General features: G+C 57.3%; 23 protein-coding genes and 1 pseudogene. 3 read left to right on the top strand and 21 right to left on the bottom strand.

What is annotated here, in order from left to right; genetic code table 11:
- Positions 1–10 precede the first annotated feature (10 nt).
- From dxr to folK, 12 genes are all read right to left on the bottom strand, one after another.
- Positions 11–1,168 carry a 1-deoxy-D-xylulose-5-phosphate reductoisomerase gene (dxr, locus tag AGA_RS05325; protein ID WP_059023333.1) on the bottom strand — a complete coding sequence of 386 codons (1,158 nt, stop codon included), beginning with the start codon at positions 1,166–1,168 and terminating at the stop codon, positions 11–13.
- A gap of 65 nt (positions 1,169–1,233) precedes the next feature.
- Positions 1,234–2,064, bottom strand: a complete 831-nt coding sequence (locus AGA_RS05320; protein ID WP_083503554.1) for a phosphatidate cytidylyltransferase — start codon at positions 2,062–2,064, stop codon at positions 1,234–1,236.
- Positions 2,061–2,801 (bottom strand): polyprenyl diphosphate synthase, encoded by a 741-nt coding sequence (gene uppS / locus AGA_RS05315; RefSeq protein ID WP_059023332.1) that lies wholly within the window; start codon positions 2,799–2,801, stop codon positions 2,061–2,063. Before uppS ends, AGA_RS05320 begins: the two co-directional genes overlap by 4 nt.
- Before the next feature lie 62 nt (positions 2,802–2,863).
- Positions 2,864–3,385, bottom strand: coding sequence for a ribosome recycling factor (gene frr / locus AGA_RS05310; RefSeq protein WP_059024666.1), 522 nt, complete (start codon positions 3,383–3,385; stop codon positions 2,864–2,866).
- Between the two features lie 137 nt (positions 3,386–3,522).
- Positions 3,523–4,260, bottom strand: coding sequence for a UMP kinase (gene pyrH, locus AGA_RS05305; protein ID WP_059023331.1), 738 nt, complete (start codon positions 4,258–4,260; stop codon positions 3,523–3,525).
- Positions 4,261–4,378: 118 nt separating this feature from the next.
- On the bottom strand, positions 4,379–5,278 hold the full coding sequence (gene era, locus AGA_RS05300) for a GTPase Era (RefSeq protein ID WP_059023330.1): 900 nt from the start codon (positions 5,276–5,278) through the stop codon (positions 4,379–4,381).
- A gap of 10 nt (positions 5,279–5,288) precedes the next feature.
- A complete protein-coding gene (gene rnc, locus AGA_RS05295; RefSeq protein WP_059023329.1) occupies positions 5,289–6,029 on the bottom strand; it encodes a ribonuclease III in 741 nt (246 codons plus the stop codon).
- Complete coding sequence (gene lepB / locus AGA_RS05290; protein WP_059024665.1) at positions 6,029–6,832, bottom strand: signal peptidase I; 804 nt, start codon at positions 6,830–6,832, stop codon at positions 6,029–6,031. Before lepB ends, rnc begins: the two co-directional genes overlap by 1 nt.
- A gap of 75 nt (positions 6,833–6,907) precedes the next feature.
- A complete protein-coding gene (acpS, locus tag AGA_RS05285) occupies positions 6,908–7,315 on the bottom strand; it encodes a holo-ACP synthase (protein WP_059023328.1) in 408 nt (135 codons plus the stop codon).
- The gene (locus tag AGA_RS05280; RefSeq protein WP_059024664.1) at positions 7,312–9,624 is read right to left on the bottom strand and encodes a RelA/SpoT family protein; all 2,313 of its coding nucleotides are present in this window, start codon (positions 9,622–9,624) and stop codon (positions 7,312–7,314) included. Before AGA_RS05280 ends, acpS begins: the two co-directional genes overlap by 4 nt.
- 28 nt (positions 9,625–9,652) lie before the next feature.
- Positions 9,653–10,024, bottom strand: coding sequence for a DNA-directed RNA polymerase subunit omega (rpoZ, locus tag AGA_RS05275; protein ID WP_059023327.1), 372 nt, complete (start codon positions 10,022–10,024; stop codon positions 9,653–9,655).
- A 91-nt stretch (positions 10,025–10,115) separates the two neighbouring features.
- The gene (folK, locus tag AGA_RS05270) at positions 10,116–10,631 is read right to left on the bottom strand and encodes a 2-amino-4-hydroxy-6-hydroxymethyldihydropteridine diphosphokinase (RefSeq protein WP_059023326.1); all 516 of its coding nucleotides are present in this window, start codon (positions 10,629–10,631) and stop codon (positions 10,116–10,118) included.
- Positions 10,632–10,813: 182 nt separating this feature from the next.
- Here folK and AGA_RS05265 point away from each other — a divergent pair, with 182 nt between their 5' ends.
- The 3 genes from AGA_RS05265 to AGA_RS05255 all read left to right on the top strand — a co-directional run bounded on the left by AGA_RS05265 (position 10,814) and on the right by AGA_RS05255 (position 13,177).
- Complete coding sequence (locus tag AGA_RS05265; protein WP_059023325.1) at positions 10,814–11,431, top strand: LabA-like NYN domain-containing protein; 618 nt, start codon at positions 10,814–10,816, stop codon at positions 11,429–11,431.
- Between the two features lie 140 nt (positions 11,432–11,571).
- Positions 11,572–12,270, top strand: a complete 699-nt coding sequence (locus tag AGA_RS05260; RefSeq protein WP_059023324.1) for a carbonic anhydrase — start codon at positions 11,572–11,574, stop codon at positions 12,268–12,270.
- 16 nt (positions 12,271–12,286) lie between these two features.
- Positions 12,287–13,177, top strand: coding sequence for an endonuclease/exonuclease/phosphatase family protein (locus AGA_RS05255; RefSeq protein WP_231946040.1), 891 nt, complete (start codon positions 12,287–12,289; stop codon positions 13,175–13,177).
- A 50-nt stretch (positions 13,178–13,227) separates the two neighbouring features.
- Here the strand turns inward: AGA_RS05255 and AGA_RS05250 are convergent.
- From AGA_RS05250 to AGA_RS05210, 9 genes and pseudogenes are all read right to left on the bottom strand, one after another.
- A pseudogene (locus AGA_RS05250) lies at positions 13,228–14,522 on the bottom strand (DEAD/DEAH box helicase).
- Positions 14,523–15,015: 493 nt separating this feature from the next.
- Entirely contained in the window at positions 15,016–15,615 is a 600-nt protein-coding gene (gene metW / locus AGA_RS05245; RefSeq protein ID WP_059023322.1) for a methionine biosynthesis protein MetW, read from the bottom strand.
- The gene (gene metX / locus AGA_RS05240; protein ID WP_059023321.1) at positions 15,615–16,790 is read right to left on the bottom strand and encodes a homoserine O-acetyltransferase MetX; all 1,176 of its coding nucleotides are present in this window, start codon (positions 16,788–16,790) and stop codon (positions 15,615–15,617) included. Before metX ends, metW begins: the two co-directional genes overlap by 1 nt.
- A 126-nt stretch (positions 16,791–16,916) precedes the next feature.
- Positions 16,917–18,722 (bottom strand): translation elongation factor 4, encoded by a 1,806-nt coding sequence (gene lepA, locus AGA_RS05235; protein WP_059023320.1) that lies wholly within the window; start codon positions 18,720–18,722, stop codon positions 16,917–16,919.
- A gap of 134 nt (positions 18,723–18,856) precedes the next feature.
- Positions 18,857–19,927, bottom strand: a complete 1,071-nt coding sequence (locus tag AGA_RS14060; protein WP_242008474.1) for a putative bifunctional diguanylate cyclase/phosphodiesterase — start codon at positions 19,925–19,927, stop codon at positions 18,857–18,859.
- Positions 19,890–20,897, bottom strand: a complete 1,008-nt coding sequence (locus tag AGA_RS14055; protein ID WP_059023318.1) for an MHYT domain-containing protein — start codon at positions 20,895–20,897, stop codon at positions 19,890–19,892. The genes AGA_RS14060 and AGA_RS14055 overlap by 38 nt, the downstream gene beginning before the upstream one ends.
- A gap of 176 nt (positions 20,898–21,073) precedes the next feature.
- On the bottom strand, positions 21,074–21,727 hold the full coding sequence (locus AGA_RS05220; RefSeq protein ID WP_059023317.1) for a helix-turn-helix transcriptional regulator: 654 nt from the start codon (positions 21,725–21,727) through the stop codon (positions 21,074–21,076).
- A complete protein-coding gene (locus AGA_RS05215) occupies positions 21,724–21,972 on the bottom strand; it encodes a hypothetical protein (protein WP_059023316.1) in 249 nt (82 codons plus the stop codon). The genes AGA_RS05220 and AGA_RS05215 overlap by 4 nt, the downstream gene beginning before the upstream one ends.
- Positions 21,973–22,028: 56 nt before the next feature.
- Positions 22,029–24,443 (bottom strand): glucose/quinate/shikimate family membrane-bound PQQ-dependent dehydrogenase, encoded by a 2,415-nt coding sequence (locus tag AGA_RS05210; protein WP_059023315.1) that lies wholly within the window; start codon positions 24,441–24,443, stop codon positions 22,029–22,031.
- Positions 24,444–24,653: the final 210 nt, after the last annotated feature.

The following is a 24,653-nucleotide window of genomic DNA, read 5'->3' as shown; positions in this document are numbered from 1 at the left end:
GGCGGTCTTCTCAAGCAACCACGGCAGAAATCTGGTTGGTTGCGACCCGTCGGGCCTCGGCATCCCAATGCAGCACGGCATCCAGCGTATCAGCCGGGGGGGCGCCCAGTTCGCCCATGGTATCTTCCACTACGCGCGCAATATCCAGGAAGCCTATCTGTTCTTTCAGAAAAGCCTCAACTGCAATTTCATTGGCTGCAGACAGAATGGCCGGTACAGCCTTGCCCTGCCGCAGGGCCTGACGCGCCAGACGCAACGCCGGAAAACGCACCTCGTCTGGAGCAATAAACTCCAGTGTGCCAAATGCCGCTAGGTCAAGACGGCTGGAAGTGGTTGCCATACGCTTGGGCCATGCCAGCGTGTGCGCGATAGGAATACGCATATCGGCCGACCCCATCTGCGCAATCAGGCTCCCATCCGTGTACTGCACCATGCCATGCACCACGGACTGGGGGTGAACCAGCACATCAATCCGGTCTTCGGTCAGGCCAAAAATACGGGCAGCCTCAATAACCTCCAGCCCCTTGTTGAACATGGTGGCGGAATCGATGCTGATCTTGGCCCCCATGCTCCATGTCGGGTGCTTGAGCGCCTGTGCTGGCGTGGCAGCACGCATGACATCAAGCGAGGCATTGCGGAAAGGACCACCAGATGCCGTAAGAATAATTTTTTCAACCTGATCAGCCTGCCGGTCCGCCATGGACTGGAAGACTGCATTATGTTCAGAATCGACAGGCAGAAGCGTTGCCCCCGCATCCTGCACCGCACGCAGCATAACATCGCCCGCGCAGACCAGCGCTTCCTTGTTGGCCAAGGCAATGCTGTTGCCATTTTTAACTGCGGCCAGAGTAGGCTCCAGCCCGGCAGCCCCTGTAATGGCGGCCATTGTCCAGTCCGCAGGCAGAGCCGCCGCCTCTATGACCGCATTGCGGCCACAGGCAATTTCCACGCCGCTACCAGCCAGAAGCTCCTTGAGCTCAGCGTAGGCACTCTCATCCGCCAGAACGGCCAGTTCGGCTTTCAGGCTACGGGCCTGCTCGGCCAATTTGGTCGCGTTTTTACCACCCACAAGCGCCCGCACCCGAAACTGGTCACGCGCCTGCTCAAGCAGATCCACAGTGGAGCAGCCAATGCTGCCTGTAGTACCCAGAACGGTTACGGTTCTCATGCTTTTCTTCCACACCCGAAAAATAAGAAACACCCCGACCAGTTGGCCGGACGGCAACAGCTGGACTAGCCCGGCACCCCAGCAACAATAACACGAACAAGGTCATGCAGACCTGCAGTCCAGAACGGCGCAGCAGGCACAACCTGAGAAACAGCAGCCGCAACGGGAGCAGCAATGACCAGACCATCAAACCGGTCCAGCAGACCGCCATGCCCCGGCAGCAATGTGCCTGAATCCTTGACGCCCAAAGCCCGCTTCATGGCGCTTTCCGCCAGATCTCCAATCTGGGCAGAGACTCCCAGCACGCCACCCCACACGAGTGCCGTACCAGCCCCCCCCAGCCCGGACAGCAGGGCTATACCGCCCCCCATAAGCACGGCCCCTACAAAACCACCTGCGGCACCAGAGCGCGTTTTGCCGGGCGAGATGCGCGGAGCCAACTTGGGGCCACCAATCAGACGCCCCGCCATGTAAGCCGATGTATCGCTGGCCACCACCACGGCAACCACAAACAGAACAGGCCAGAAACTGACCTGCCTGAGCCACAACAACGCTGTTCCGGCCATAATGATGACGCACATAACCGCACAGAGCGGCGCACCAAACACACACGCGCTGATGCAGAACAGAACAAAGTAGCTCCAATGCCCATAGGCAGCAGAAAGACCCGCGCAAACAGCCCACAGCACATAAAGCCCGCCACGCCAGCTACGAACAGGTTGCCTAAAAAGCTGCGACGCCTCGGTCGCCATGCCTCCCATAGCCAGCAGCACCATCAGCGTATAGGCAATACCGCCGCCCCCAATGCAGGCCCCGGCCACAACCACCATCACAATGGCAGACAGAACACGCGGTCGCAGGTCACGCCATGCGGAAGGTTGTTTGGCAGCCGTCATGCTGATGCCGATGGCCTAGCGCCAAAGCGCCGCTCACGGCGGGCGTACTGGTCCAGCACTGTTGCAAAATGTCCTTCGTTAAAATCCGGCCAGAAGACATCGAGAAAAACAAGCTCGGCGTAGGCGCTCTGCCAGAGCAGAAAGTTGGAAAGCCGGTATTCGCCACTTGTACGCACCACCACATCCGGATCAGGCACACCCGCAGTCCATAGGTGGTTGGTAAACAGTTCTTCACTAATCTGGTCCGGTGTCAGCCAGCCATCACGCACTTCCTGCGCAACACGCCGCACGGCCTGCATAATGTCTCCCCGCCCACCATAGGACAGGGCAAGCAGCAGAACCAACCGCCCGTTATTGCGCGTCAGCGCTTCCGCCCGAGCCAGTTCATCCCTCAAGGACGTATCAAACCGCCCCAGATCGCCAATAAACCGAAGGCGCACCCCTTCTGCGTGCAGTTCCTTGACCTTATGCCGCAGGTAATAGCGCAGCAGACCGGTCAGGTCTGAGACCTCCTTGGGGCCACGCATCCAGTTTTCGGATGAAAACGCATAGAGCGTCAGGTAGGAAACGCCCCGCTGGATAGCGGCTTTTATGCACCGCGCAACAGCATCTGCCCCAGCGCGGTGCCCAGCCAGACGCGGGAGCCCCCGCTCACTCGCCCAGCGTCCATTGCCGTCCATAATAATGGCGACATGCGAAGGTACCGCCGCTTTTTTGTCGGCTAGCAGGGAAGACATAGCAGGGAAAAATCCACCGTTTCAGTTCAGCGGGACAAGACCGGACGCGCCACGGCGCACCCTTAGACCTGCTTGATTTCCTTCTCTTTTTCGGCAAGCATGTCATCAACTTTTTTGACATACTGATCAGTCACTTTCTGAATGGCGTCAGACCATGTCTTCACGTCATCCTGACTGATTTCGCCTTTCTTTTCAAAACCCTTGGTTTTGTCCATGCCATCACGCCGAACACCGCGCACGGCAATTTTGGCACCTTCCGCATAACGCGCAGCGGCTTTTGCCAGTTCATTACGGCGTTCTTCGGTCAACTGCGGAATTGGCACGCGGATGGTCTGCCCCTCGCCGGCCGGGTTCAGGCCCAGCCCGGCGTCACGAATGGCACGTTCCACCGCACCTGCCAGAGCACGGTCCCAAACCTGCACGGTAATCATACGGGCTTCTGGCACCGCAATGGAGGCAACCTGCGTCAGCGGCACTTCGCCCCCATAGGCTTCCACACGCACAGGTTCGAGCAGAGCCGGGCTGGCACGCCCGGAGCGCAGACCGGAAAAGTCACGACGCAGGCTTTCCAGCGCACCATCCATACGGCGCTTGAGGTCATCAAGCAGGGCATTCAAGTCAGACACGGCGGTTTCTCCCGTTTTGTCTCGGAGGCAGTATGTTGCACCCCAGTCTAGTTCATTCCGCGCGCCACCTTAACCGGCAGCAGTTTTCTATGGTGTCAGGCAGCTTCAATAATCCGCGTAAATGCGCCTTCGCCGCGCATAACGCGACCAAAGGAGCCTTCCTCACCAATATTGAATACGATGATCGGCAGCTTGTTTTCCCGCGCAAGGCTGATGGCCGCAGCGTCCATGACGTTCAACTGGTTGGCAAGGACCGTCATGTATGTCAGCTCATCATAACGGGTTGCTGAGGGGTCCTGCTTGGGATCAGCCGAATACACGCCATCAACCTGCGTACCCTTGAGTAGGATATCGCATTCCATTTCCGCCGCGCGCAGGGCGGCTGCGGTATCGGTCGTAAAGAAGGGGTTGCCGGTACCGGCGGCAAAAATGACCACCCGCCCTTTTTCCATGTGTCTTACCGCCCGACGCCGAATATAGGGTTCCGCAACGGAAGACATGTGGATGGCGGACATAACGCGTGTTGTAATCTGCTCACGCTCAAGCGCATTCTGGAGCAGCAGCGCATTAATGACAGTTGCCAGCATACCGGCATAGTCGCCCTGCGCACGGTCCATCCCCTTGGCAGCAGCAGCCACCCCACGGAAAATATTGCCGCCGCCCACAACAAGGCACACTTCCGTGCCGTTCCGAACGACTTCGGCAACATCCTTGGCAATCCGCTCGACCGTCTTCTGCTCTACTCCAAAGGCGCCGTCGCCCATCAGGGCTTCGCCTGACACCTTGAGCAATACACGTTTACGACTTGGCGTTTCAGCGACAGAAGCAGTCATAGGCCCTCAATCATGCAAAAGTCCGAAAAAAACAGACCTCCGCCACGCAAGCGCGCAGCGTGTAAGATCGCTCCCTCTTATCCTCCATGACGCACGGCCACAAGCGCCTAGCCATGCTTTATGGCACGTCATCCAGTCCAATTGCGCGCAGGCGGGCCCGTTCCTCATCCCAGCCGGAACGTTCCTTGACGTTCAAAAAGAGGTGGCATGGGCGTTCCAGCAGGCCGGAAAGCTGCTTGCGCGCCCGCTCACCAATCTGCTTGATTTTCTGCCCCCCATTCCCGATGAGAATGGCTTTGTGCCCTGTGCGGCCAACGTAAATGGTGACTTCAATCCGGACGGAGCCATCGGGACGTTCCTGAAAACTCTCCGTCTCGGCAGTCGTGCCATAGGGCACTTCCTCATGCGTCTGCATAAAAATCTGCTCACGTACCAGTTCGGCCGCCAGAAGCCGGTCTGGCAGATCGGTCAGATCGTCCTCAGGATACAGGTATGGCCCTTCCGGCAGGCTGGATGCCAGCTTGTCCAACAAGTCGTCCACCCCACCACCTGTGCGGGCACTAACCATGAACACATGTTCAACGGGCAGTTTTTCCGTAATAGCGGCAGTCAGCGGCAACAGAGCAGAAGCGGGAACAAGATCAGTCTTGTTCAGCACCAGCCATGTTTTGCGCCCTGTCTGCCCAAGACGGGCAATAATTTCCTGCACAGCTTCAGTCAGACCCGTGCGGGCATCCACCAGCAGCAGGGTAATATCTGCATCATCGGACCCGTTCCATGCTGCGGCCACCATGGCACGATCCAGCTTACGACGAGGCCGGAAAATTCCCGGCGTATCCACCAGCAGAATCTGGCTGGTCCCACGCATGAGAATACCCAGAACCCTAAAACGCGTTGTTTGCGCCTTGGGCGAGACGATGGAGAGTTTGGCACCCGCCATACGGTTAAGAAGTGTTGATTTGCCCGCGTTTGGTGCACCCACCAGCGCAGCAAAGCCACAACGTGTTGTTTCTGTCATGCCTGTTGCCTCAGCCCTGATGGCTGCCTCCAAGTTTTTCCAGAAGGGTTGCCGCAGCAGAACTTTCCGCCGCCCGCTTGCTTCCCGCACACCCTTCTGCGGAATAGCCGCCAGCACTCACACGCACGACAAACAATGGCGCGTGCGATGGGCCATCGGCCCCTATTGTTTCATAAAAGGGCAAACCCTGCCCGCGCCCCAAAACCCATTCCTGCAAGGCTGTTTTGGGGTCTTTGGGCGGGAGGGCCTGCGCATCCAGCACATGCTTCCAGCATGTTCTGACAATACGCCGTGCCGGAGCCAGCCCGCCATCCAAAAACACGGCACCCAGTACGGCTTCAAGCCCGTCAGCCACCACATTGGCAGCGGTCTGCACGCCTGCACGGGCCTCATGCTCAGCAACTGACAGCGCTTCAGCCAGCCCCAACTGCTCGGCAATATCAGCCAGAGTTGCACGTGAAACCAGATGCGCAAGCCGGGACCCCAGCGCCCCTTCCTGCTCGCCCGGATACCGCTCCAGCAGCAATTCCGCCATAAGTAGGCCCAGAACGCGATCCCCTATGAATTCCAAACGTTCGTTAGAGCCAACCCCTTTGGCCTTGTTCCGCCGGCGGCCGCCTGCTTTCTGATGCGCGGCGGAGCGGTGGGTCAGGGCCTCCTGCAACAGGGCTGGCTTAACAAAGCGGTAGCCCAGACGCTCCTGCAACGCCATGGATGCCTGATACTGCGGCGTATGGTGAGCCTCACTCATTACATCACGCCCTTCAGCAGGCGAGCCCAGCGAATTTCCGTCGGCCAGTACCAGACCTGCCAGACGGGGTGCGCGGCCTCCACCGAGAAGAAAATGCGCTGCGCCTTACCCACCAGATTTTCCATGGGCACAAAACCCAGATCCTTGGGCCCATCCCCCATAAAGCGGCTATCCGCACTATCATCGCGGTTATCACCCATGGCAAAGAAGTAGCCCGGCGGCACCACGTATTCCGGCGTGTCATTCTGCGGACCATCATTGGTCAGCTTGAGAATATCGTGCCGAATAACCGCCTTATCATCCCGCAGCGGCAATTCTTCCGTGCAGGCCTCGCCCTCCATGGGCATACGCGTTTCGTCTTCAGCCACATAAGGGTGCGGCTGCACGCAGGGGACACGCGTACCATTGAGGTACAACTGGCCACCAATAACCTGAATGCGGTCCCCCGGCAGGCCGATCACCCGTTTGATGTAGTCGATCGAGGTATCCTTGGTGAAGCGGAAGACGGCCACATCTCCCCGATGCGGCTGCCCGCCCCATACACGCCCGCTAAACAGATCGGGAGAAAATGGTAGAGAAAACCGGGAATAGCCGTAGCTGTATTTGGAAACCCAGATGTAATCCCCCACCTGCAGGGTCGGGATCATGGACCCTGATGGGATCACAAAGGATTCAAACAGAAATGTGCGCACAACAACGACGACGAGCACCACCGTCAGAATTGTCCGTATATATTCCACCACAGCGTGCCTTATGGTGGCAGGGTGCTGCGCTCCAGTAGGAGAAGTCTCCGGTTTACTCATGCGCTGCCCCATCTGCTCCCATAATCATGCCAGAAAAATAAATCCGCTGGATCAAGCCGTGCAGCCGGTGTGATGTCAACCCGCACGGGCCGAGATAAACACCTGTGCAAACGCATAAGGTGGTTCATCCGTCATGCTCAGCATCAGCTCCGGCTCATACCCTGCGGGCACAAGCTGCGCCAGCCTTAGTGCGGCCGCGCCCGTCAGCACCAGAACGGGTTGACCCGAACTGAGGTTCTCTACCCCGATCTGGCTTTGCGTCACACCGTGGGCAAAACCGGTCCCCAGCGCTTTTGCGCAGGCCTCCTTGGCGGCCCAGCGTTTGGCGTAGGTTCCTATGCGGGCATCCCCTGTCCGACGTTCGGCCTTGCTTCGCTCATAGGGCGTAAACACCCGCTCTAAAAACCGATCCCCAAACCGCTCCATGGTGCGGGCAATCCGCCGCATGTCGCACAGGTCCACCCCTGTTGCCAGCAGGGTCATGACTTGGCCCTGTCTGCCTGAGTAATGCCCGAAACCGCGCGCAACCCCGCAATAACAGAGGACAGGTGACGCAAGTCGCGCACCTCCACATCCAGCAGAATTTCCGTAAAGTCGAACTGGCGGTTCACGATCTTGAGGTTAACCATGGCCGCATCGCACTTGGAAATCGTATTGGTAATGGAGGCCAGAACGGACCCTTCGTTTTCCGCAACGATACTGATGCGGCCAACCCGCATCTGCCCTGTGCCCCCAGCGCGGGCCATGGCATCGTAATCCCAGTCAACGTCCAGAAAACGCTCTGGCGTTGCGGCAAAGCTTTCCAGCGTCTGGCAGGTGCGGGTGTGTACGGTCACACCCTTGCCCGTTGCCACCACACCCACAATCCGGTCCCCCGGCAAGGGGTGACAACACGCGGCATAATGCACGGCCACACCGGCCCCCAGCCCCACGAGCGGCACAGCACCGCCAGAAGGCCTGCGTATGGTGGATGTGCCTCTGGGCCGTGGTCCCGCAGTGCCCAACACACCCGGAAGTCCGGCCAGCATACGGGGCACACGCTGCACACGCCGCAATTCCGGGTAGGCCGCGTGCACCACATCCCGTGCGTTCAGGTTCCCGGTACCAACGGTTACATACAGATCCTGCAAGGAACTCTGCTTGAGCGCCTTGAGCGTGGTCTCCATGATTTTTTCGGAACCATCGACACCTTCCTGACGGAAGGCCTTGGCCAGTGCTGCACGCCCATTATCCAGCGAAACCTGACGCTGCTGTTGCGCCACATAACGGCGGATACGTGCGCGCGCCTTACCCGTAACAACAAACCGCTCCCATGATGGCGACGGCGCACCACCACGGGCCGTCATAATCTCAACCTGATCGCCGTTTTCCAACTCATGCCGCAGCGGCATGAGGCGACCATTGACTTTGGCGCCTACGCAGGTATCCCCAATCTGGCTATGCACTGCATAGGCAAAGTCAACCGGCGTAGCACCACGAGGGAGCGAAATAAGCTGCCCTTTAGGTGAGAAGCAAAAAACCTGATCCTGATAAAGTTCGAGCTTGGTGTTTTCCAAAAACTCGTCTGGCGCGGATGAGGCCTCCAGAATTTCCAGCAGATCCTGCACCCAGCGCGGGCGGCGAACACCACCAAAGTCGCCGTCATCCGTGCTGGAGCCACCTTCCTTATACAACCAGTGCGCAGCCACCCCGTTTTCAGCCACATCGTGCATGGCCTGTGTGCGGATCTGCACCTCAATTTTCTGGTTGCGGGGGGAGCGCAGCGTAACGCCTGTATGCAGACTTTGGTAACCGTTGGCCTTGGGGGTAGAGATGTAGTCCTTAAACCGCCCTGCGATCATGGGGTACGCCGCGTGCACGGCACCCAGCGCCATATAGCAGTCCTCGCGCGTGTCCACGATCATGCGGAATGCCATAATGTCGGACAACTGCTCGAACGCCACATTCCGGCGCTGCATTTTTTCCCAAATGGAATAAGGCGACTTTTCCCGCCCCGAGACCTGAACGTTCTTTAGCCCGGCCTCATGACACAGGCGCAGCAGTTCACGCCGCACATCCTCAATAACATCCGCCCCCTGCCCGCGCAGGTAATTCAGGCGCGTACGGATGGTTGTGTCTGCATCCGGCTCAAGCTGAGCAAAGGAGAGGTTCTGGAGCTCGGTCTTGACCCGGTCCATACCAATACGCTCGGCCAGCGGCGCGTAAATATCGAGCGTCTCACGCGCAATGCGCTGCCTGCGGTCCTGCCGTTCCACAAAATGGAGGGTCCGCATGTTGTGCAGCCGGTCTGCCAGCTTGACCAGAAGGACGCGAATATCCTTGGACATAGCCAGCACAAGCTTACGGAAATTTTCCGCCTGCTTGGTCCGGTCGGATTGAAGTTCCAGCCGTGTAAGCTTGGTGACACCATCCACCAGATCGGCCACAACCGGGCCAAAATCAGACTTTAGCGTATCGTACGTTACGCCCGTATCTTCAATGGTATCATGCAGCAGCGCCGTGCAGATGGACTGCACATCCAGCCTAAAGCGCGCCAGAATCATGGCAACAGCAAGAGGGTGGGTTATGTAGGGGTCGCCGTTATCGCGCCTTTGGTCCTGATGCGCCTTGTTAGCCACATCAAACGCCCGCCGGATGGACTGTACATCCGCCTTCGGGGCGTAACTGAGAACCTTGTTAACCAGCCGTTCACAGTTGATTTCGCCCCCACGCCCCGAAGGGAGGACAGGCGAAGCCGATACCTGAACCGGGGAATCCCCCTCCCGCTTGGGGGAGGAGGTGTGAACGGGAATATCGCCGCCCGGTTGGTCCACGCGCCTTTTACCGCCGTGCGCGACCGGTCAGAGCTGCCTCAATGGCACGCACATCATCAGCAGCTTCTTCTTCCGCTGAGACTTCCTGCAGACCGAAAATGTTCTGTTCGGTCGGCACCAGATCCTGCACTTCTTCTTCCACAGGTTCGGGCTCGGGCTCACGGGCCTGAGAACGGATCAGATCATTCCGCAGTGCGGGAAGTTGAACGGTTTCGTCCGCAATTTCACGCAGCGCAACGACGGGGTTCTTGTCGTTATCGCGGTCAATGGTCAGCTCCTCGCCACGGGAGATGTTGCGGGCGCGCTGCGCGGCGTACACCACCAGTTCAAAGCGGTTTGGAACCTTTTCAACGCAGTCTTCGACGGTGACGCGGGCCATTACGAAGAGCCTCCAGACAGTTCAGCACAGAAATACAATAAAAAGATAGAAAGGGGACTTTACCGCATCCGCCTCCGGCAGGAAAGGTTTATTACCGGATTACCCGGATTTCCTGCCCTTGCACGGCTTGGAGCATCTGCTCCAGCCCCTGCCGCGTCCGAGGATGCACCCAATCAGGCAGCACATCGCGCAGCGGCAGCAGCACAAATGCACGCTCATGCGCACGGGGGTGCGGTAGGGTCAGGCGCTGCGTATCCTGCACCACACCGTCCATATCAATAATATCCAAATCAAGCGTGCGCGCGGCATTAGGCACGGAACGCACGCGCCCCTGATGCGTTTCTATGCCCTGAAGAGCATCCAGCAAGGCCAGAGGAGGCAGACTCGCCACACCACGCACAACACCATTTACGTAAGGGGGCTGTCCCGATGGCGGCACAGGAGCACTCTCATACCAGCGGGAGACCGCCTCTACGGTCAGACCCGGAATACGGCGCAGCGCCTCGACGGCCTGTTCGCAGCTTGCCTGCGCACTTTGCCCACCGCGGGGAAGATTTGCACCTATTGCTATCAGGACCGTTCTGGTATGATTTTGCTCTTCCGCCATGTAATGCCTCACACATGAGTGGGATATCTTGTTTTGAACGCGCTGCGCGCTTCTTTTATAAGAACGCCCAACAAACAAACAACCAAAGGGGCCTTTATTCTGTACCGCATGAGAAAAATTTCATTTCCACATAATCAAAACCCTAAAGAAACAACTTTGAATTTATTTAGAGGACTACACTCATGAACCTGAAGAAAGACGAAAAAACCTGTCTTTTCATTGACGGATCCAGCCTGTATTCAACATCCCGCAGCCTCGGTTTTGATGTTGATTACAAAAAGCTGCTTGAGTTTTTTGCGGCAAAAACACACGTGATCCGCGCCTATTATTACGCTGCCATTCTGGACACCGAGGACTACTCGCCGCTGAAGCCACTTACGGACTGGCTCTCCTACAACGGCTATTTCCTGGTGACCAAGCCTGCGCGTGAGTTTACGGATTCGACCGGGAAACGCCGCGTTAAAGGCAATATGGACATCGAAATTGCCGTGGACATGATGGAAATGGCGCCACATATAGACCACGCCATTCTGTTTAGCGGGGATTCAGATTTCCGTCGGGTTGTGGAAGCCGTGCAAAGGCAGGGGACCCGCGTCTCCGTTGTGTCCTCCATGCGCTCCTCCCCGCCATTAATTGGTGATGACCTGCGCAGGCAGGCAGACCAGTTCCTTGAACTGGCGTCTCTGGGGGCCAACTTTACCCGCCGCCAGACCGAACCCAACCGCCCGCGCACAAATCCTGCTCCGGTCCGCCACCCGGCTGACCAGCTGAGCGAACCTGAGGATGACCCGCTAAGCTAAACAGAGCGGAATGTTACAAAACAGATTTTTGCTTTATTTCACAGAACGTATCTGTTCCTCATACGTTTGGCTTAACACAGCCCATTGCAGGTTCCTGACCTGCCCTCAGGCCAAACGTAAAGGTTTTCTGGAGTTAACCGATGCCGACATGTTCCGAAGCCAGAAGCAACCTGCTCTCCCTGTTGCGCGGTGCTGAACATTTCAACACCGAAATTTTCCCCGCAAAGGAAGCCCTGTTTGCCAGTCTGGCCAAAGGGCAGGCTCCCGGCGCGCTGTTTATTGCCTGCGCCGATAGCCGCATCAATCCGAACCTGATTACCCAGACCGAACCTGGGGATCTGTTTATTCTGCGTAACATCGGCAATCTGGTTCCTGCATATGGCGAAATGCTGGGGGGTGTTTCCTCCGCCATCGAATATGCAGTGCTCGGGCTTGGTGTTTCTTCCATTATCGTCTGCGGTCACTCCGACTGCGGCGCCATGAAGGCGCTGCTGGAACCGGAAAAGAACGGTCTGGATAAAATGCCCACGGTCCGGCGTTGGCTCCGCAATGCGGAAGCCGCGCGGGCTGCAGCACTCAACACGTTCCGCTCGGAAGATGCGGGGCCTGCAACAGTGCGCTGCCTTGCGGAACAAAACGTCCTACTCCAGCTGGCCCACCTGCGCACACATCCGGCTGTGGCAGCGGGACTGGCGCGCAACACGCTCTTCCTGCAAGGGTGGTTTTATGACATAGGCACCGGAGAAATTTCGGTGCTGGATGAACAGACCCGCAAGAGCGTGCCAATCAGTGGTGTTATTGAAAAACTGCAGGAACAGACCGAACAAGAAACTGCATAACAAAACCGCTTTTTGTATGCCGGCTCTCCGTTCTGGCCTGATGGCCGCAATGGGGGCCGGTTTTTTTTGGGCAAATGCCAGTTGGGCTACCCCTGTGCAGACCCTAAAAATAAGTACCTGGAACATGGACTGGCTGCTGGATAGCCAGACACAGCACGCCCCCTTTATCCCCACCGACATTCCCCATAGAGCCACAGACGACCTAGCCGCTCTGGCAACCTATGCCACACGCCTGCACTCTGACCTGATCGGCCTGCAAGAAGTGGGGGATACAGCAACACTAGCGCACCTGTTTCCTTTGCAGGATTACCAACTTTTTCTGTCTGACGATAATATTCCACAACATACAGCCATAGCAGTACGGCAAGGGCTGGTGGTGCAGCGCAACCCCGATGTAACCGCGTTGGCGCTCAGTTCAACTGGGCCACACCACCCCTTACGCAGCGGCTTGGATATGACCCTCAGGGTTGATGACACAACACTCCGGGTGCTGGTTATTCATCTTAAAACCGGGTGCTGGGATAATCCACCTTCGGAAAAACACCACGCCTGCCCCATTCTGGTCCAGCAATTCCACGCCTTGCAGAACTGGTTGGCCGACAGAGCAAAAACCGGGGAAGCCTTTGCTATTATTGGGGACTTTAACCGACGCATGACACGCACGGACCCTCTTTTTCTGTCCCTGAACCAGATTACACCGCTGGATCTGGTCACTGCCGGACACGCAAGCCCCTGCCTGAATGGCAGTTACTTTATTGACCACATCCTACTGGGGGGCGCTGCCGAAAAGTGGAAAGACCCCGGTTCCCTGCGCATTATGACTATCCCGCAGAATGGCGCACAAACCCTGAGCGACCACTGCCCGGTTTCCATAACATTGAGGCTACCGCAAAAGCATACGCCATAAAAAAGGCCGCTACGAAAACCGTAGCGGCCTTTTCTCATACGTTATTCCAATTAGGCCTGAGCACCGGCCCTGTAGGAACCGGAACGCCCACCACCGGAACGGCGTGGCGGACCACCGCGGCCGCCGCCACCATTGCGCGGCGGACCACCGCGACCACGGCCACCACCGCCCAGAACAGGCGGACGCTGCGTGGAAAATTCGGCTTCTTCCGAATGCCAAGGATGGTCGCGGACCACGGGAATGGACTTCCCGATTGTTTTTCAATATCCTTCAGCCATGCACGCTGTTCTGCATCACAGAACGAAACGGCCCAGCCATCACGCCCAGCACGAGCGGTACGGCCGATGCGGTGCACGTAGCTTTCGGGCACATTCGGCAGGTCGTAATTGAACACGTGGCTGACTTCATCCACATCAATACCGCGTGCTGCAATATCGGTTGCCACCAGCACCTTAACGGACCCGGCACGGAAGCCTTTCATGGCCCGCTCACGCGCACCCTGAGACTTGTTGCCGTGGATGGCTTCCGCCGTCACGCTGTTCTTGTTCAGGAACTCAGCAACCTTGTTGGCTTCATGCTTCATCAGCGTGAACACAACAGCACGGGCAACCTTGTCGGACTCAACCATGGTGAGCAGTGCATCGCGCTTGTCGCTTGTGCCGTTCACAAACATGATGGCCTGCTGGATACGGTCCACCGTGCTGGAGGGCGGAGCCACTTCCACGCGGGCTGGATTGCTCAGCAGAGAAGCTGCCAGATCTTCAATGCTTTTCGGCATGGTTGCCGAGAACAGAAGGGTCTGACGCTGTGCGGGAACATAGCTCATGATCCGGCGAATATCACGCACAAAGCCCATATCGAGCATACGATCGGCTTCATCCAGCACCAGAATTTCCAGCCCGGAGAGGTCGATGTAACCCTGACCAATCAGGTCAAGCAGACGACCGGGTGCGGCCACCAGAACATCCACACCGCGGCGCATGGCTTCAACCTGACGCCCCTGCCCCACACCGCCAAACACTACGGCCTGAGAAAACTTCATGTAGCGGGCATAGGCTTTGAAGCTATCGCTGATCTGGGCAACCAGTTCACGCGTAGGAGCCAACACCAGAGCGCGCGGCTGTTTGGGGGCCGTTGCCTTGGGATTATTGTGCAGATGTTGCAGGATAGGCAGCGCAAAAGATGCGGTTTTACCTGTTCCCGTCTGCGCAAGACCCAGCAGATCACGCCCTTCCAACAGATGCGGAATGGAACCCGCCTGAATGGGAGTAGGTATTTCGTACCCTTGATCCGTCAGCGCCTGCAACAGGGGTGCAGCTAGTTTCAGATCCGAAAAAGTAGTCATTTAGGGGCAACCTCTCCATGCACCTGAAAACGAGTCACATCCACCTTATTTTCAGCCACGCACTACCAAAGGAAAATTGATGACAGAGCAGAACCGTCTCTAAGCTAGACCGGACGGACAGGTCAGCATGAATTTTATTACATTACAGACAGAATAAGAAATTTTCGGAATCATGCATCCCGCGCATACTGTCTTGGAACAAATATATAAAAGCAGTCTGAGCGCCCCGCAAGGGTTCCGTACCATATTGGTCCGAAAATAAGTAGGCCGCACAGCTGTTACAACAACTGCGAATCACAATCATCAGACACGCGATATATACAGGTTTCTTATCATATAACTAGTATTTTTAATATATTTTTACACATACCAGAATTTTCGGTCTCATTTTTCGCGCATTTACGCACACGCAATTCTAACTTATTTTTTAGGTTCCTGTTAATAATGGCTCATATATCCGGCACGTTTGCAAACCCCGGCAACCCGTAACAGGTTACCGGCGGCGCAGCAGAAAGAGAGCCTGCTCACCAAACAGATTGGCCAGCCGGATGGAACGCCGCCACGGTGCGCGCTCCCCATCCTCATCCACAGCCATCCATTTTTCTACAATGTAACCATCCTGCCGACAGAGTTCGAGAAAATCCCGAATCGTGCACGGATGAATGTTTGGCGTTTCATACCACGGTGTGTGCCACACGGCTGTCATGGGCATACGCCCCCCCAGCAGCAGGCGCAGCCGAAGCTGCCAATGACCGAAATTGGGAAAAGAGACGATGGCGTATCGCCCGATACGCAACATCTGCCGCAACACTTCCCTTGGGCGCTCAACTGCCTGCAAGGTCCGCTGAAGCACCACATAGTCAAACGAATGGTCTGGATAATAGGCCAGATCGTGGTCTGCATCCCCATGGACCACGGGTAGACCGTGGGCCACGGAACGCGTAACCAGCTCCATGTTCAGCTCAATGCCACGGGCATCACACCCACGCGCACGGTATAAATGGCCGATGAGCGTGCCATCCCCGCTCCCAATATCCAGCACACGTGTGCGGGGTTTGATCATGTCCGCAATCAAGCGTTGGTCAAGACGCATCAGGACAATCCCGCATGTTCGGCAACGCCACACAGAAACCCGCGCACAGTCCGGTCAAAATCCGGTTCATCCAACAGGAAGGCATCGTGCCCTTTGTCAGTTTCAATCTCGACGAACGAAACGTTGGCCGCGGCCCGGTTCAGCGCGCGTGCCAGAATACGCGCCGACGATGTTGGGAACAGCCAGTCCGAGGAGAACGACACGACACAAAACCGGACCGACGTACCGGCAAAAGCCTTGGTCAGTTCCCCATCATGGTCAGCGGCAATATCAAACCAGTCCATAGCGCGGGTAATGCTGAGATAGGAATTGGCATCAAACCGCCGGACAAAAGTGGACCCCTGATACCGCAGGTAGGATTCCACCTCAAAAATATCACCGAATGTGGAGACCGACCCCTCTGGCCCCTGCCCGCTGGCAGGCCCACGGCGCATCCGCCGCCCGAACTTGCGGGTTAGCGCCTCTTCCGACAGGTAAGTAATATGCGCCATCATGCGGGCCACCGCCAAGCCGCGCGCTGGCACCACACCTGCCTCCCAATACCGCCCGCTGCGCCAATCGGGGTCGGCAATAATGGCCTGACGCCCGACCTCATTAAACGCAATGTTCTGAGCGGAATGAAAAGGTGCCGTGGCAATGGGCATGACAGCCAGCATCATCTGCGGGTAGGTTACGGCCCATTCAAGGACCTGCATCCCCCCCATGGAGCCACCCACAACAGCAAACAGGCGGTCTATGCCCAAACTACGCACCAGCTTGTACTGGGCCCGCACCATATCGCGGATGGTAATGGGCGGGAACGCGGTGCCCCACAGTTCTCCCGGCGCCCCTTGGCCATCCGTCCTTACCGAACGTGGGCCGGTGCTGCCCATGCAGCCACCCAGAACATTGGAGCAGATAACAAAAAAACGGTTGGTATCAATCGGCTTGCCCGGCCCGACCATACGCCCCCACCAACCGGGCTTACCTGTAAGCGGATGCGTTTCCGCCACGTACTGGTCGCCCGTAAAAGCATGGCAGATAAGGATGGCGTTGTCTTTTTGGGGCGAAAGCCGCCCATACGTACAATACGCAATATCAACAGGCGCAAGGGTTACCCCACAGTCCAGTTCCACCCCTTCGGGGAAGCTGACATGCGGGTGATCACCAACCTGTAGAGGCGCTGTGCTGTTCATAAAAACCGTTGCATTCTCCAACCCGGACAAGCCGGGCAAAAACCGGTATCGGCCCCGGCGGCACTGGCACCACCCAACCGGGCCTGCCTCCGGCCACAGTCAGGCAGAAACCGATGCTGCAATAACCTAGTGTTCCATCTTGAGCGCGGCAAGGAAGGCGCTTTGTGGAATTTCCACCTTCCCGAACTGGCGCATACGCTTTTTGCCCTCTTTCTGCTTTTCCAGCAGTTTGCGTTTACGCGAGATGTCACCACCATAACATTTGGCTGTCACATCCTTGGACAGAGCCCCTATGGTTTCTCGCGCAATAACACGGCTGCCAATAGCGGCCTGAATGGCAATTTTGAACAACTGCCGGGGAATCAGATCCTTGAGGCGGGCGCAAATGGAACGCCCCCGTGCTTCGGCCGCAGAACGATGTGCAATAAAGCAGAGCGCATCCACCGGCTCCTGATTAACCAGAATGGAGATACGGACGAGGTCACTCTCCTCATACCCATCCATCTGGTAGTCAAAGCTGGCGTAACCCCGTGTGAGCGACTTGAGGCGGTCATAGAAGTCAAACACCACCTCGTTCAGAGGCAGGCGATAGACAGCCATGGCCCGGCTTCCAACATAGGTCAGGTCCACCTGCACACCACGGCGTTCTGTGCACAACGTCAGCACCGCACCCAGATATTCGTCCGGGACCATAATGTTTGCCTTGATCCACGGTTCCTCGATTTTTTCAATCAGGGACCCGTCAGGCATATCGGCCGGGTTATGAAGTTCTTCCATCTCCCCATTGGTCCGGTAAACCTTGTACACAACGGAAGGCGCCGTTGCGATAAGGTCCAGATCGAACTCACGGGACAGACGTTCCTGAATAATTTCCAGATGCAGCAAGCCAAGAAAACCACAGCGGAAGCCAAAGCCAAGCGCTGCCGATGTTTCCGCCTCATAATGGAATGACGCATCATTCAGGCGCAGCTTGGCAAGACTGTCCCGCAGCTTTTCAAAATCATCAGCCACAATGGGGTAAAGACCACACCACACCACTGGAATGGAGGGTTTAAAACCGGGCAGCGGCGTTGCCGCCGGGCGACGGTCATCTGTAATCGTGTCCCCCACGTTACAGTCGGCCACGGTTTTGATAGCGGCGTTAATGAACCCCATCTCGCCCGGCCCAAGGCTGTCTACCGAGGTCATCCGGGGAGCAAACACACCCACCTGATCCACCTGATGCACAGCACCAGAAGACATCATGCGGACCTTCATGCCCTTGGTCAGACGCCCTTCCTTGATGCGCACCAGCACGATGACGCCCAGATACGGGTCGTACCAGCTATCCACCAGCATGGCCTGAAGAGGTTTTTCTGCATCCCCTGTTGGGGGCGGCAGGCGGGTGACCACGGCTTCCAGCACCCCTTCAATATTCAGCCCGGTCTTGGCTGAAATTTCCACAGCATCATCCGCTGGAATACCAATGACTTCCTCGATCTGCGCCTTAACGCGCTCTGGCTCTGCTGCAGGCAGATCCACCTTGTTGAGCACGGGCACAATTTCGTGGTTGGCATCAATGGCCTGATACACGTTGGCAAGGGTCTGGGCTTCCACCCCCTGCGAGGCATCCACCACCAGCAGCGAACCTTCACACGCGGCCAGAGAACGGCTGACCTCGTAAGCGAAGTCAACATGTCCGGGCGTGTCCATCAGGTTCAGGATGTAGGTTTTACCATCCTTGGCAGGATAGGTCAGCCGAACGGTCTGAGCCTTGATGGTAATGCCACGCTCCCGCTCCAGGTCCATGTTATCAAGAACCTGGTTGGTCATCTCCCGGGCAGTCAAGGCACCACACGCCTGAATCAGACGGTCTGCCAGAGTGGACTTTCCATGATCGATATGTGCGATGATGGAAAAATTGCGGATGAGCGAAAGGGGTACATCGGTCATGCTGCCCCTTTACGGGAAATGGAGAGAAAAGTCAGCCTGTTCCTATGCTCCCGGCACCACTTTCCCGCACTTTTTTCGCGCACAGGAGCATTGCCCTGCCAACACCCCTGCAAACCGAGGCAAAATCACACCTTTTAGTGCGCGCAATTCATGGTGATCTGACCGTTTTTAACAATGTCCGCCAGTGGTGCAGGCCGCCCCAGCAAAAAGCCCTGCGCCTCGTCACATCCAGCTGCGTTAAGCATGGTCAGTTGGTCCTTGGTCTCAATGCCTTCCGCCATAACCGGAATTTCAAACGCCTTCCCCAGCGCCAGCACGGCATGGACAACGGCCTGAGTCTGATGGCTGGCCCGACTGGCGCCAAAAAACGAACGGTCAATTTTTATGCGGTCAAAGGGAAAGCGGCGGAGCGTATCCAGCGACGAGTAACCCGTACCAAAATCATCCAGCGCCAGACTGACGCCCATATCCTTGATCTGCCGAAGCACCTGCAAAGCACGAACCTGATCGGCAATAATGGTCGATTCCGTCAGTTCCAGTTCAAGCCGTTCTGGCGGCAGCCCTGTCTCCTTCAGCACTGTGGACACAACATGCGCAATATCCGTATGGACAAACTGCATACCGGACAGATTGACCGCCACCTTGTAGGGTTGCCGCCACAGAACCGCCTCCGAACATACGGTTCTAAGCACCCATTCCCCTATTTGAAGGATAAGGTCGCTCTCCTCTGCCAATGGAATAAAGTCATCAGGCATAATGGTGCCACGCGTGGGGTGGTTCCACCGCACAAGCGCCTCGTACCCCCGGATCTCCCCCGTAGCGATCACCCGCTGCACCTGATAGCACACGGCAAGCTGACCGGCTTTGACTGCCTGCCGCAGATCCACAGCCAGTTTACGCCGGGTACGCACCTTTTCATCCATTGACGGTTCATAAAAACAGGGGTGCCTGCCCGGGTCGGCCTTGGCGCGGTACATGGCCAGATCCGCATTGTTGATCAGGGCTTCCTTGTCCGATGCGTGGTCCGGCCATATGGCGACCCCCAGACTGGCTCCGGGCAGGACTTCCGAATCCTCAAAACGGATGGGCTTGAACAGGACCTCTTCCAGCCTGTGCAGAAAACTCTTGATCTGCTCCCCGGAGATAACGCGGCACAGAGCCTGAAACTCATCCCCCCCCGGTTCGGGCAATGAACTCGCCGCCATCGTCCTGCAACAGCCCACGCAACCGCCGCCCCAGAATACGCAGCACCTCGTCCCCGGCCTTATGGCCACGCAGGTCGTTGATCTCCTTAAAGCGGTTCAGGTCAATCCCAATAAGCGCCAGCCTGCCACCATGTTCCCGCGCCCATTCCAACTCAAGATCAAGCCGTTGATGAAAATTCAGGCGGTTGGGCAGGCCGGTCAGCGTATCGTTCAGGGCCATGCGACGCAGTTTTTCTACCGAGTCCGCACGCGAACTGTCATCAATCATGCCGCTAACCAGCCCGCCCCCCACGATCAGAAAAGACATGATGGCAATGGCCGCAGCCAGCACAATGGAGTCATCCGGGCGGCCGGTTATGTCCACCGGCAACTGCGTGACCTGCACATGGTATGCCGCCATACCAATAAAATGGACACACAGCACAGCCAACGCCAGCACGCCCGCCATACAGGTGCTAGCCCACCGTCCGGACCGCACACCAGCCCGCACGGCCAGAACGCACAGCACAATGGCAGCCAGAACCGAAACCGCCAGATACAGCACATTCCAACTGGTCTGCCCCTGCACCCGGTAGGCCAACATGCCCGTGTAGTGCATAGCCACAATGGACAGCCCAACAATAACACCCCCAATTTCGGGGAGAAAACGGGCAAACCGGCACGTTGCCAATGTAAACCCTATGGTGCTGCCCACCACGGCAATCAGCAGCGAGATGCTGGTTAGCAAAGGGTCAAACCGTGCGGATGCCCCGCCCCCATACCCCAGCATGGCGACAAAATGGGTACACCAGATTGCCACCCCACTGGAGAGCGCCGTTAAAAACAGCCATGCGTACCACTGGCTATTTTTGGCACGAAGCGCATGGCGGAACAGAGAGGCGGTAACCCATGAACCAGAAAAGCATAGCAAGGCAGCCACAAAGACCAGCCAAAGGTTATGCTGGCCAAGAATGCACCTTACAACCATCATTAGAAGCGCTTCCTACGTCTCAACTGCTTGAAAAAACAATACATTTAAAAAAATCTACTTCAGAAAACCAACGACGACCGCATACTCCGGCCAAAATCGAGCGACATTTGATAACATCATCAAAACATTCTACTTAAAAAATCAAACACTCTAATATCCTTTAAAATTAGTTTTTCTTAAACTGTCATCATGACAATCCTGTGCAGCCAGAAAGCCGCTTCCTGCCGGGAAAGATCGAGCATATCTGCCCCCCGAAAAGAGCAGACGGTCTGCCCGGTCTCCATCTCCAGCAGCACCCCCATAACCGGGGAGCGACCCGGCCCGTGCATCAGAACCCGGTCCCCCTCACGCAGCGGCAGGGATGGCACCACAACGACAGACCCGCCATCACGCACCACCGGTTCCATCCCGTCACAATCCACGCGCACCACGTAGGCATCTGGCTCGGTCCACCATTGGCCGGGAGAGGCTTCTTTTTCCCACACCGGGCCATACGGCAGGCCATTCTGGTCAAACACTCCGTCCTGCCCCAGCATGGAAAAAGGGAGGGCGCGTAGCATCCCATCCCCCTCACACAGTGCAGCCCGGTTGACCTCTGCACCAGTTATCTGCTGAGCGAACACAACCAGCGGCACCTGCAAAACATCCAGCACACGCAGCAGGGTCGGCATGGATGGCCACCGCATACCACCACCTGCCGACACCCGCCGGGATGGGTTGAGAGCCGTGGCATCCAGCCCCGCAGCCCGCGCCAGAGCCGAGGGCGTAAACCCCCGCTCCCGCGCCAACATATCCAGAGTCTGCCAAACCGTTTGGGATTGTGGAATCATGATCCTGATGAACGTGGCGGCGCTAGCGTGCCTTCATGCAGCAGCACCTCACGCGTATGGCGGGCCAAACCGGCATCCGTAGCCACAAACCGCCCTTGCCCGTTGCGGCTTACAAAGCCCATGCGCTCAAGACGCTCAAGGCACGCATCGTCCTTCACGCCGCAGGGGCGGCCGCCGGGGCCTGCAAGGTAAACCCTGTGCAGGGCGGAGCGGCAACACGTCTCCAGATAAGGCTCGTTCCACATTCCGCGCAGGATCACCGATCCCGCACGGAACTGCAAGACTTACACATCACCCGTTGTCAGTGAGTCGTCTGAGGCAGGGCATACGCTACAATGTAATCGCCCGCCTTGGTGCCAAAGGACCCATGCCCACCATCCACCGTAACAACATACTGCCGTCCATTGGACTCGTACGTCATAGGCGTGGATTGACCACCGGCGGGCAGACGGTCTTCCCACATGACCTTACCGGTCGTTACGTCATACGCGCGAATATAGTAATCCGCCGTGGAGGTCAGGAACGCAACACCTCCTGCCGTAATGATCGGGCCACCAAGGGACGGAATCCCGACCTTGAAGCCAAAAGGCAGAGGCGAACTGTCTCGCGTGGTGCCATTGCGGTGCTGCCATGTAATGGTGTTGGTCTTCAGATCCACACCCGCCACATACCCCCAACCCGGCTGTTTGCACGGGATACCCAGCGGAGAAAGGAACGGATTAAGCTCCACACCGAACGGGGTGCCGTACTGTGGTTGCAGCCCGTTTTCTCCCCCTGCGGCAGCAGGGTCATGCACTGTTGGCGGCACCACCTGATTATCCGTCTGCCGCGGCACAAGGCGGGAGACAAACGGAATGGCAATGGGGTTGGCAAACGCCACCTGCCGCACCGGGTCCACAGCCAGCCCCCCCCATTCGAACATGCCCAGATTACCGGGGAAAACCAGCGTGCCCTGCACGGAAGGCGGCGTAAATGGCCCCTCGTAACGCAGCTTCTTGAACATGATCCGGCACACCAACTGGTCCAGCATGGTGGCCCCCCACATATCGCCATCCGTCAGTTTGTTTTTGGGACGGAAGGTAAGCTGAGAGAACGGCTGGGTAGGGGAAACATGGTCCCCTTCCGCAGCACCCTGAGGCACTGCCTGCTCTGGCGCAGGCACCAGAAGCTGCCCGTTCCGCCGGTCCAGCACAAAGATATTGCCTGTTTTGGCTGGCGCATACAGCGCAGGCACAACCGTACCATCTGCCTGCCGGAAGTCGATCAGGCTGGGCTGGGCTGGCACGTCCATATCCCACAGGTCATGATGCACTGTCTGATAAAACCAGACTTTATGACCGGTTGACGCATCCAGCGCGAGAATACCCGATGCGTAACGCTCCTGCACATCCGTGCGTTTACCACCCCATATGTCTGGAGTTGCAACACCCGTGGGGATGTAGATGAGATTCAGCTTGGCATCATACGCGGACACAATCCACGAATTGGGTGAATTGGGGGTGTAGAGATGCGTGGCCGAGGGCAACTGGTTGGGGTCCGGATTGCCCGGGTCAAACGCCCAGACCAGCTTGCCGCTGTACAGATCATACGCCCGCGTAACACCAGAAGGTTCATGCGTGGAGTAATTATCCGTCACCGCGCCGGAGATAATCACCACCTTATCCGTCACAATCGGCGGGGAAGTTGGTTCATAAAACCCAAGGATCCGCATGGGCATACCGTCGGTGAGGTCCACCACGCCATTATTCCCAAATGCCGGGCACACCAGACCGGTGCGGGCATCCAGTGCTATCAGCCGCCCATCGTTGGTTGGCAGGAATATACGTTCCGCACAGGAGGCCGCTATATCCGCACTAGCCTGCTCGCCATCCGTCGGGGTCAATGCTGGCGTCGCCGCATAAGACACACCACGGCAGGTCAGATGCTGGAAACTCGGATTGACGACCAGTTTGGGGTCAAAGCGCCAGATTTGCTTGCCGGTTGCTGCATCCAGCGCAAACACAAGCTGGTGGGGCGAGCAAAGATAAAGCGTATTCCCGACTTTGATGGGGGTTGCCTCGTCCGTCATTTCCCCCGGATCATCCGGTCCGCGCAGGTCATGGGTTCTGAAAGTCCAGGCAACCTGAAGCTTATTCACATTCTCTGTCGTGATCTGGCTAAGGGGGGAATAGCGGTCCCCCGCCTGTGTACGCCCATATGAGGGCCAGTCCTGCGCAGGCACTGCGGCCGCGTCTCCGGGAAGCTGCGCATCGTTATGGGCAACCTGCGCGCGTGGCAGCACGCCAGCCGTATCCTGCGGGTCCTGCGTAAGCGCGTAGCCATATACGCCAATCGCAACCAGAATAACAGCCAGAAGGGGAATACGGTTCCAGATTGAGGCCGGCCGCAACGCGCCAGAAACAAAAGGCAGCAGCAACCACAGCCCCAGAGGCAGCACAACGTCCCCCCTTGGCGCCAGAGCCCAGAAGTCAAACCCCGCTTCCGCTACGGACCAGAACAGCGTGCCTGCGGCTATAGCGGCATAGAGCCAAAGCGCCTCGCGCCGCTCCTTCCACAACAGGGCGCCAGTGACCACCAGCGCCAGACCGCACACAACATAAAAACCTGAGCCACCCAGTATGGCCAGCCAGCCACCGCCACCCGTCAGAACAACACCAAGTACAACGCATATTAATGCTGTGATTTTTGACAGAATATGGGAACGGCCGCCTTGCATGACCGACACTCTCCTAGCGTTACAGACCACCATCCGCATCGGGCAGAACGGTTGCTCTGGATTAATCAATATTATTTTCGAAGAAATATAACATGTTACAGCCAAAAAATGAATAAATTTCCATTCTACGGCGTAACGCACAAAAAAAAACGCGGCCCCCTTACGGGAACCGCGCTTTTATAGTCTGAAATAAGACCCTTTAATAAAGGA

This window comes from Acetobacter ghanensis, assembly GCF_001499675.1.
Taxonomy (GTDB): domain Bacteria; phylum Pseudomonadota; class Alphaproteobacteria; order Acetobacterales; family Acetobacteraceae; genus Acetobacter; species Acetobacter ghanensis.
This window is presented reverse-complemented; position numbering and strand designations above follow the sequence as displayed.

What these genes read in the sequence shown, in the direction of transcription:
- AGA_RS05260 (WP_059023324.1), top strand. Translation starts at nt 11,572, where the DNA reads ATGCCGACATGTTCCGAAGCCAGAAGCAACCTGCTCTCCCTGTTGCGC.
- uppS (WP_059023332.1), bottom strand. Translation starts at nt 2,801, where the DNA reads ATGTCTTCCCTGCTAGCCGACAAAAAAGCGGCGGTACCTTCGCATGTC.
- AGA_RS05210 (WP_059023315.1), bottom strand. Translation starts at nt 24,443, where the DNA reads ATGCAAGGCGGCCGTTCCCATATTCTGTCAAAAATCACAGCATTAATA.
- pyrH (WP_059023331.1), bottom strand. Translation starts at nt 4,260, where the DNA reads ATGACTGCTTCTGTCGCTGAAACGCCAAGTCGTAAACGTGTATTGCTC.
- lepB (WP_059024665.1), bottom strand. Translation starts at nt 6,832, where the DNA reads ATGAGTAAACCGGAGACTTCTCCTACTGGAGCGCAGCACCCTGCCACC.
- era (WP_059023330.1), bottom strand. Translation starts at nt 5,278, where the DNA reads ATGACAGAAACAACACGTTGTGGCTTTGCTGCGCTGGTGGGTGCACCA.
- folK (WP_059023326.1), bottom strand. Translation starts at nt 10,631, where the DNA reads ATGGCGGAAGAGCAAAATCATACCAGAACGGTCCTGATAGCAATAGGT.
- AGA_RS05215 (WP_059023316.1), bottom strand. Translation starts at nt 21,972, where the DNA reads ATGTGGAACGAGCCTTATCTGGAGACGTGTTGCCGCTCCGCCCTGCAC.
- acpS (WP_059023328.1), bottom strand. Translation starts at nt 7,315, where the DNA reads ATGACCCTGCTGGCAACAGGGGTGGACCTGTGCGACATGCGGCGGATT.
- rpoZ (WP_059023327.1), bottom strand. Translation starts at nt 10,024, where the DNA reads ATGGCCCGCGTCACCGTCGAAGACTGCGTTGAAAAGGTTCCAAACCGC.
- AGA_RS14060 (WP_242008474.1), bottom strand. Translation starts at nt 19,927, where the DNA reads ATGGCGGCGAGTTCATTGCCCGAACCGGGGGGGGATGAGTTTCAGGCT.
- lepA (WP_059023320.1), bottom strand. Translation starts at nt 18,722, where the DNA reads ATGACCGATGTACCCCTTTCGCTCATCCGCAATTTTTCCATCATCGCA.
- rnc (WP_059023329.1), bottom strand. Translation starts at nt 6,029, where the DNA reads ATGAGTGAGGCTCACCATACGCCGCAGTATCAGGCATCCATGGCGTTG.
- AGA_RS05320 (WP_083503554.1), bottom strand. Translation starts at nt 2,064, where the DNA reads ATGACGGCTGCCAAACAACCTTCCGCATGGCGTGACCTGCGACCGCGT.
- metX (WP_059023321.1), bottom strand. Translation starts at nt 16,790, where the DNA reads ATGAACAGCACAGCGCCTCTACAGGTTGGTGATCACCCGCATGTCAGC.
- AGA_RS05220 (WP_059023317.1), bottom strand. Translation starts at nt 21,727, where the DNA reads ATGATTCCACAATCCCAAACGGTTTGGCAGACTCTGGATATGTTGGCG.
- AGA_RS05255 (WP_231946040.1), top strand. Translation starts at nt 12,287, where the DNA reads ATGCCGGCTCTCCGTTCTGGCCTGATGGCCGCAATGGGGGCCGGTTTT.
- AGA_RS14055 (WP_059023318.1), bottom strand. Translation starts at nt 20,897, where the DNA reads ATGATGGTTGTAAGGTGCATTCTTGGCCAGCATAACCTTTGGCTGGTC.
- AGA_RS05265 (WP_059023325.1), top strand. Translation starts at nt 10,814, where the DNA reads ATGAACCTGAAGAAAGACGAAAAAACCTGTCTTTTCATTGACGGATCC.
- dxr (WP_059023333.1), bottom strand. Translation starts at nt 1,168, where the DNA reads ATGAGAACCGTAACCGTTCTGGGTACTACAGGCAGCATTGGCTGCTCC.
- metW (WP_059023322.1), bottom strand. Translation starts at nt 15,615, where the DNA reads ATGCGTCTTGACCAACGCTTGATTGCGGACATGATCAAACCCCGCACA.
- frr (WP_059024666.1), bottom strand. Translation starts at nt 3,385, where the DNA reads ATGGATGGTGCGCTGGAAAGCCTGCGTCGTGACTTTTCCGGTCTGCGC.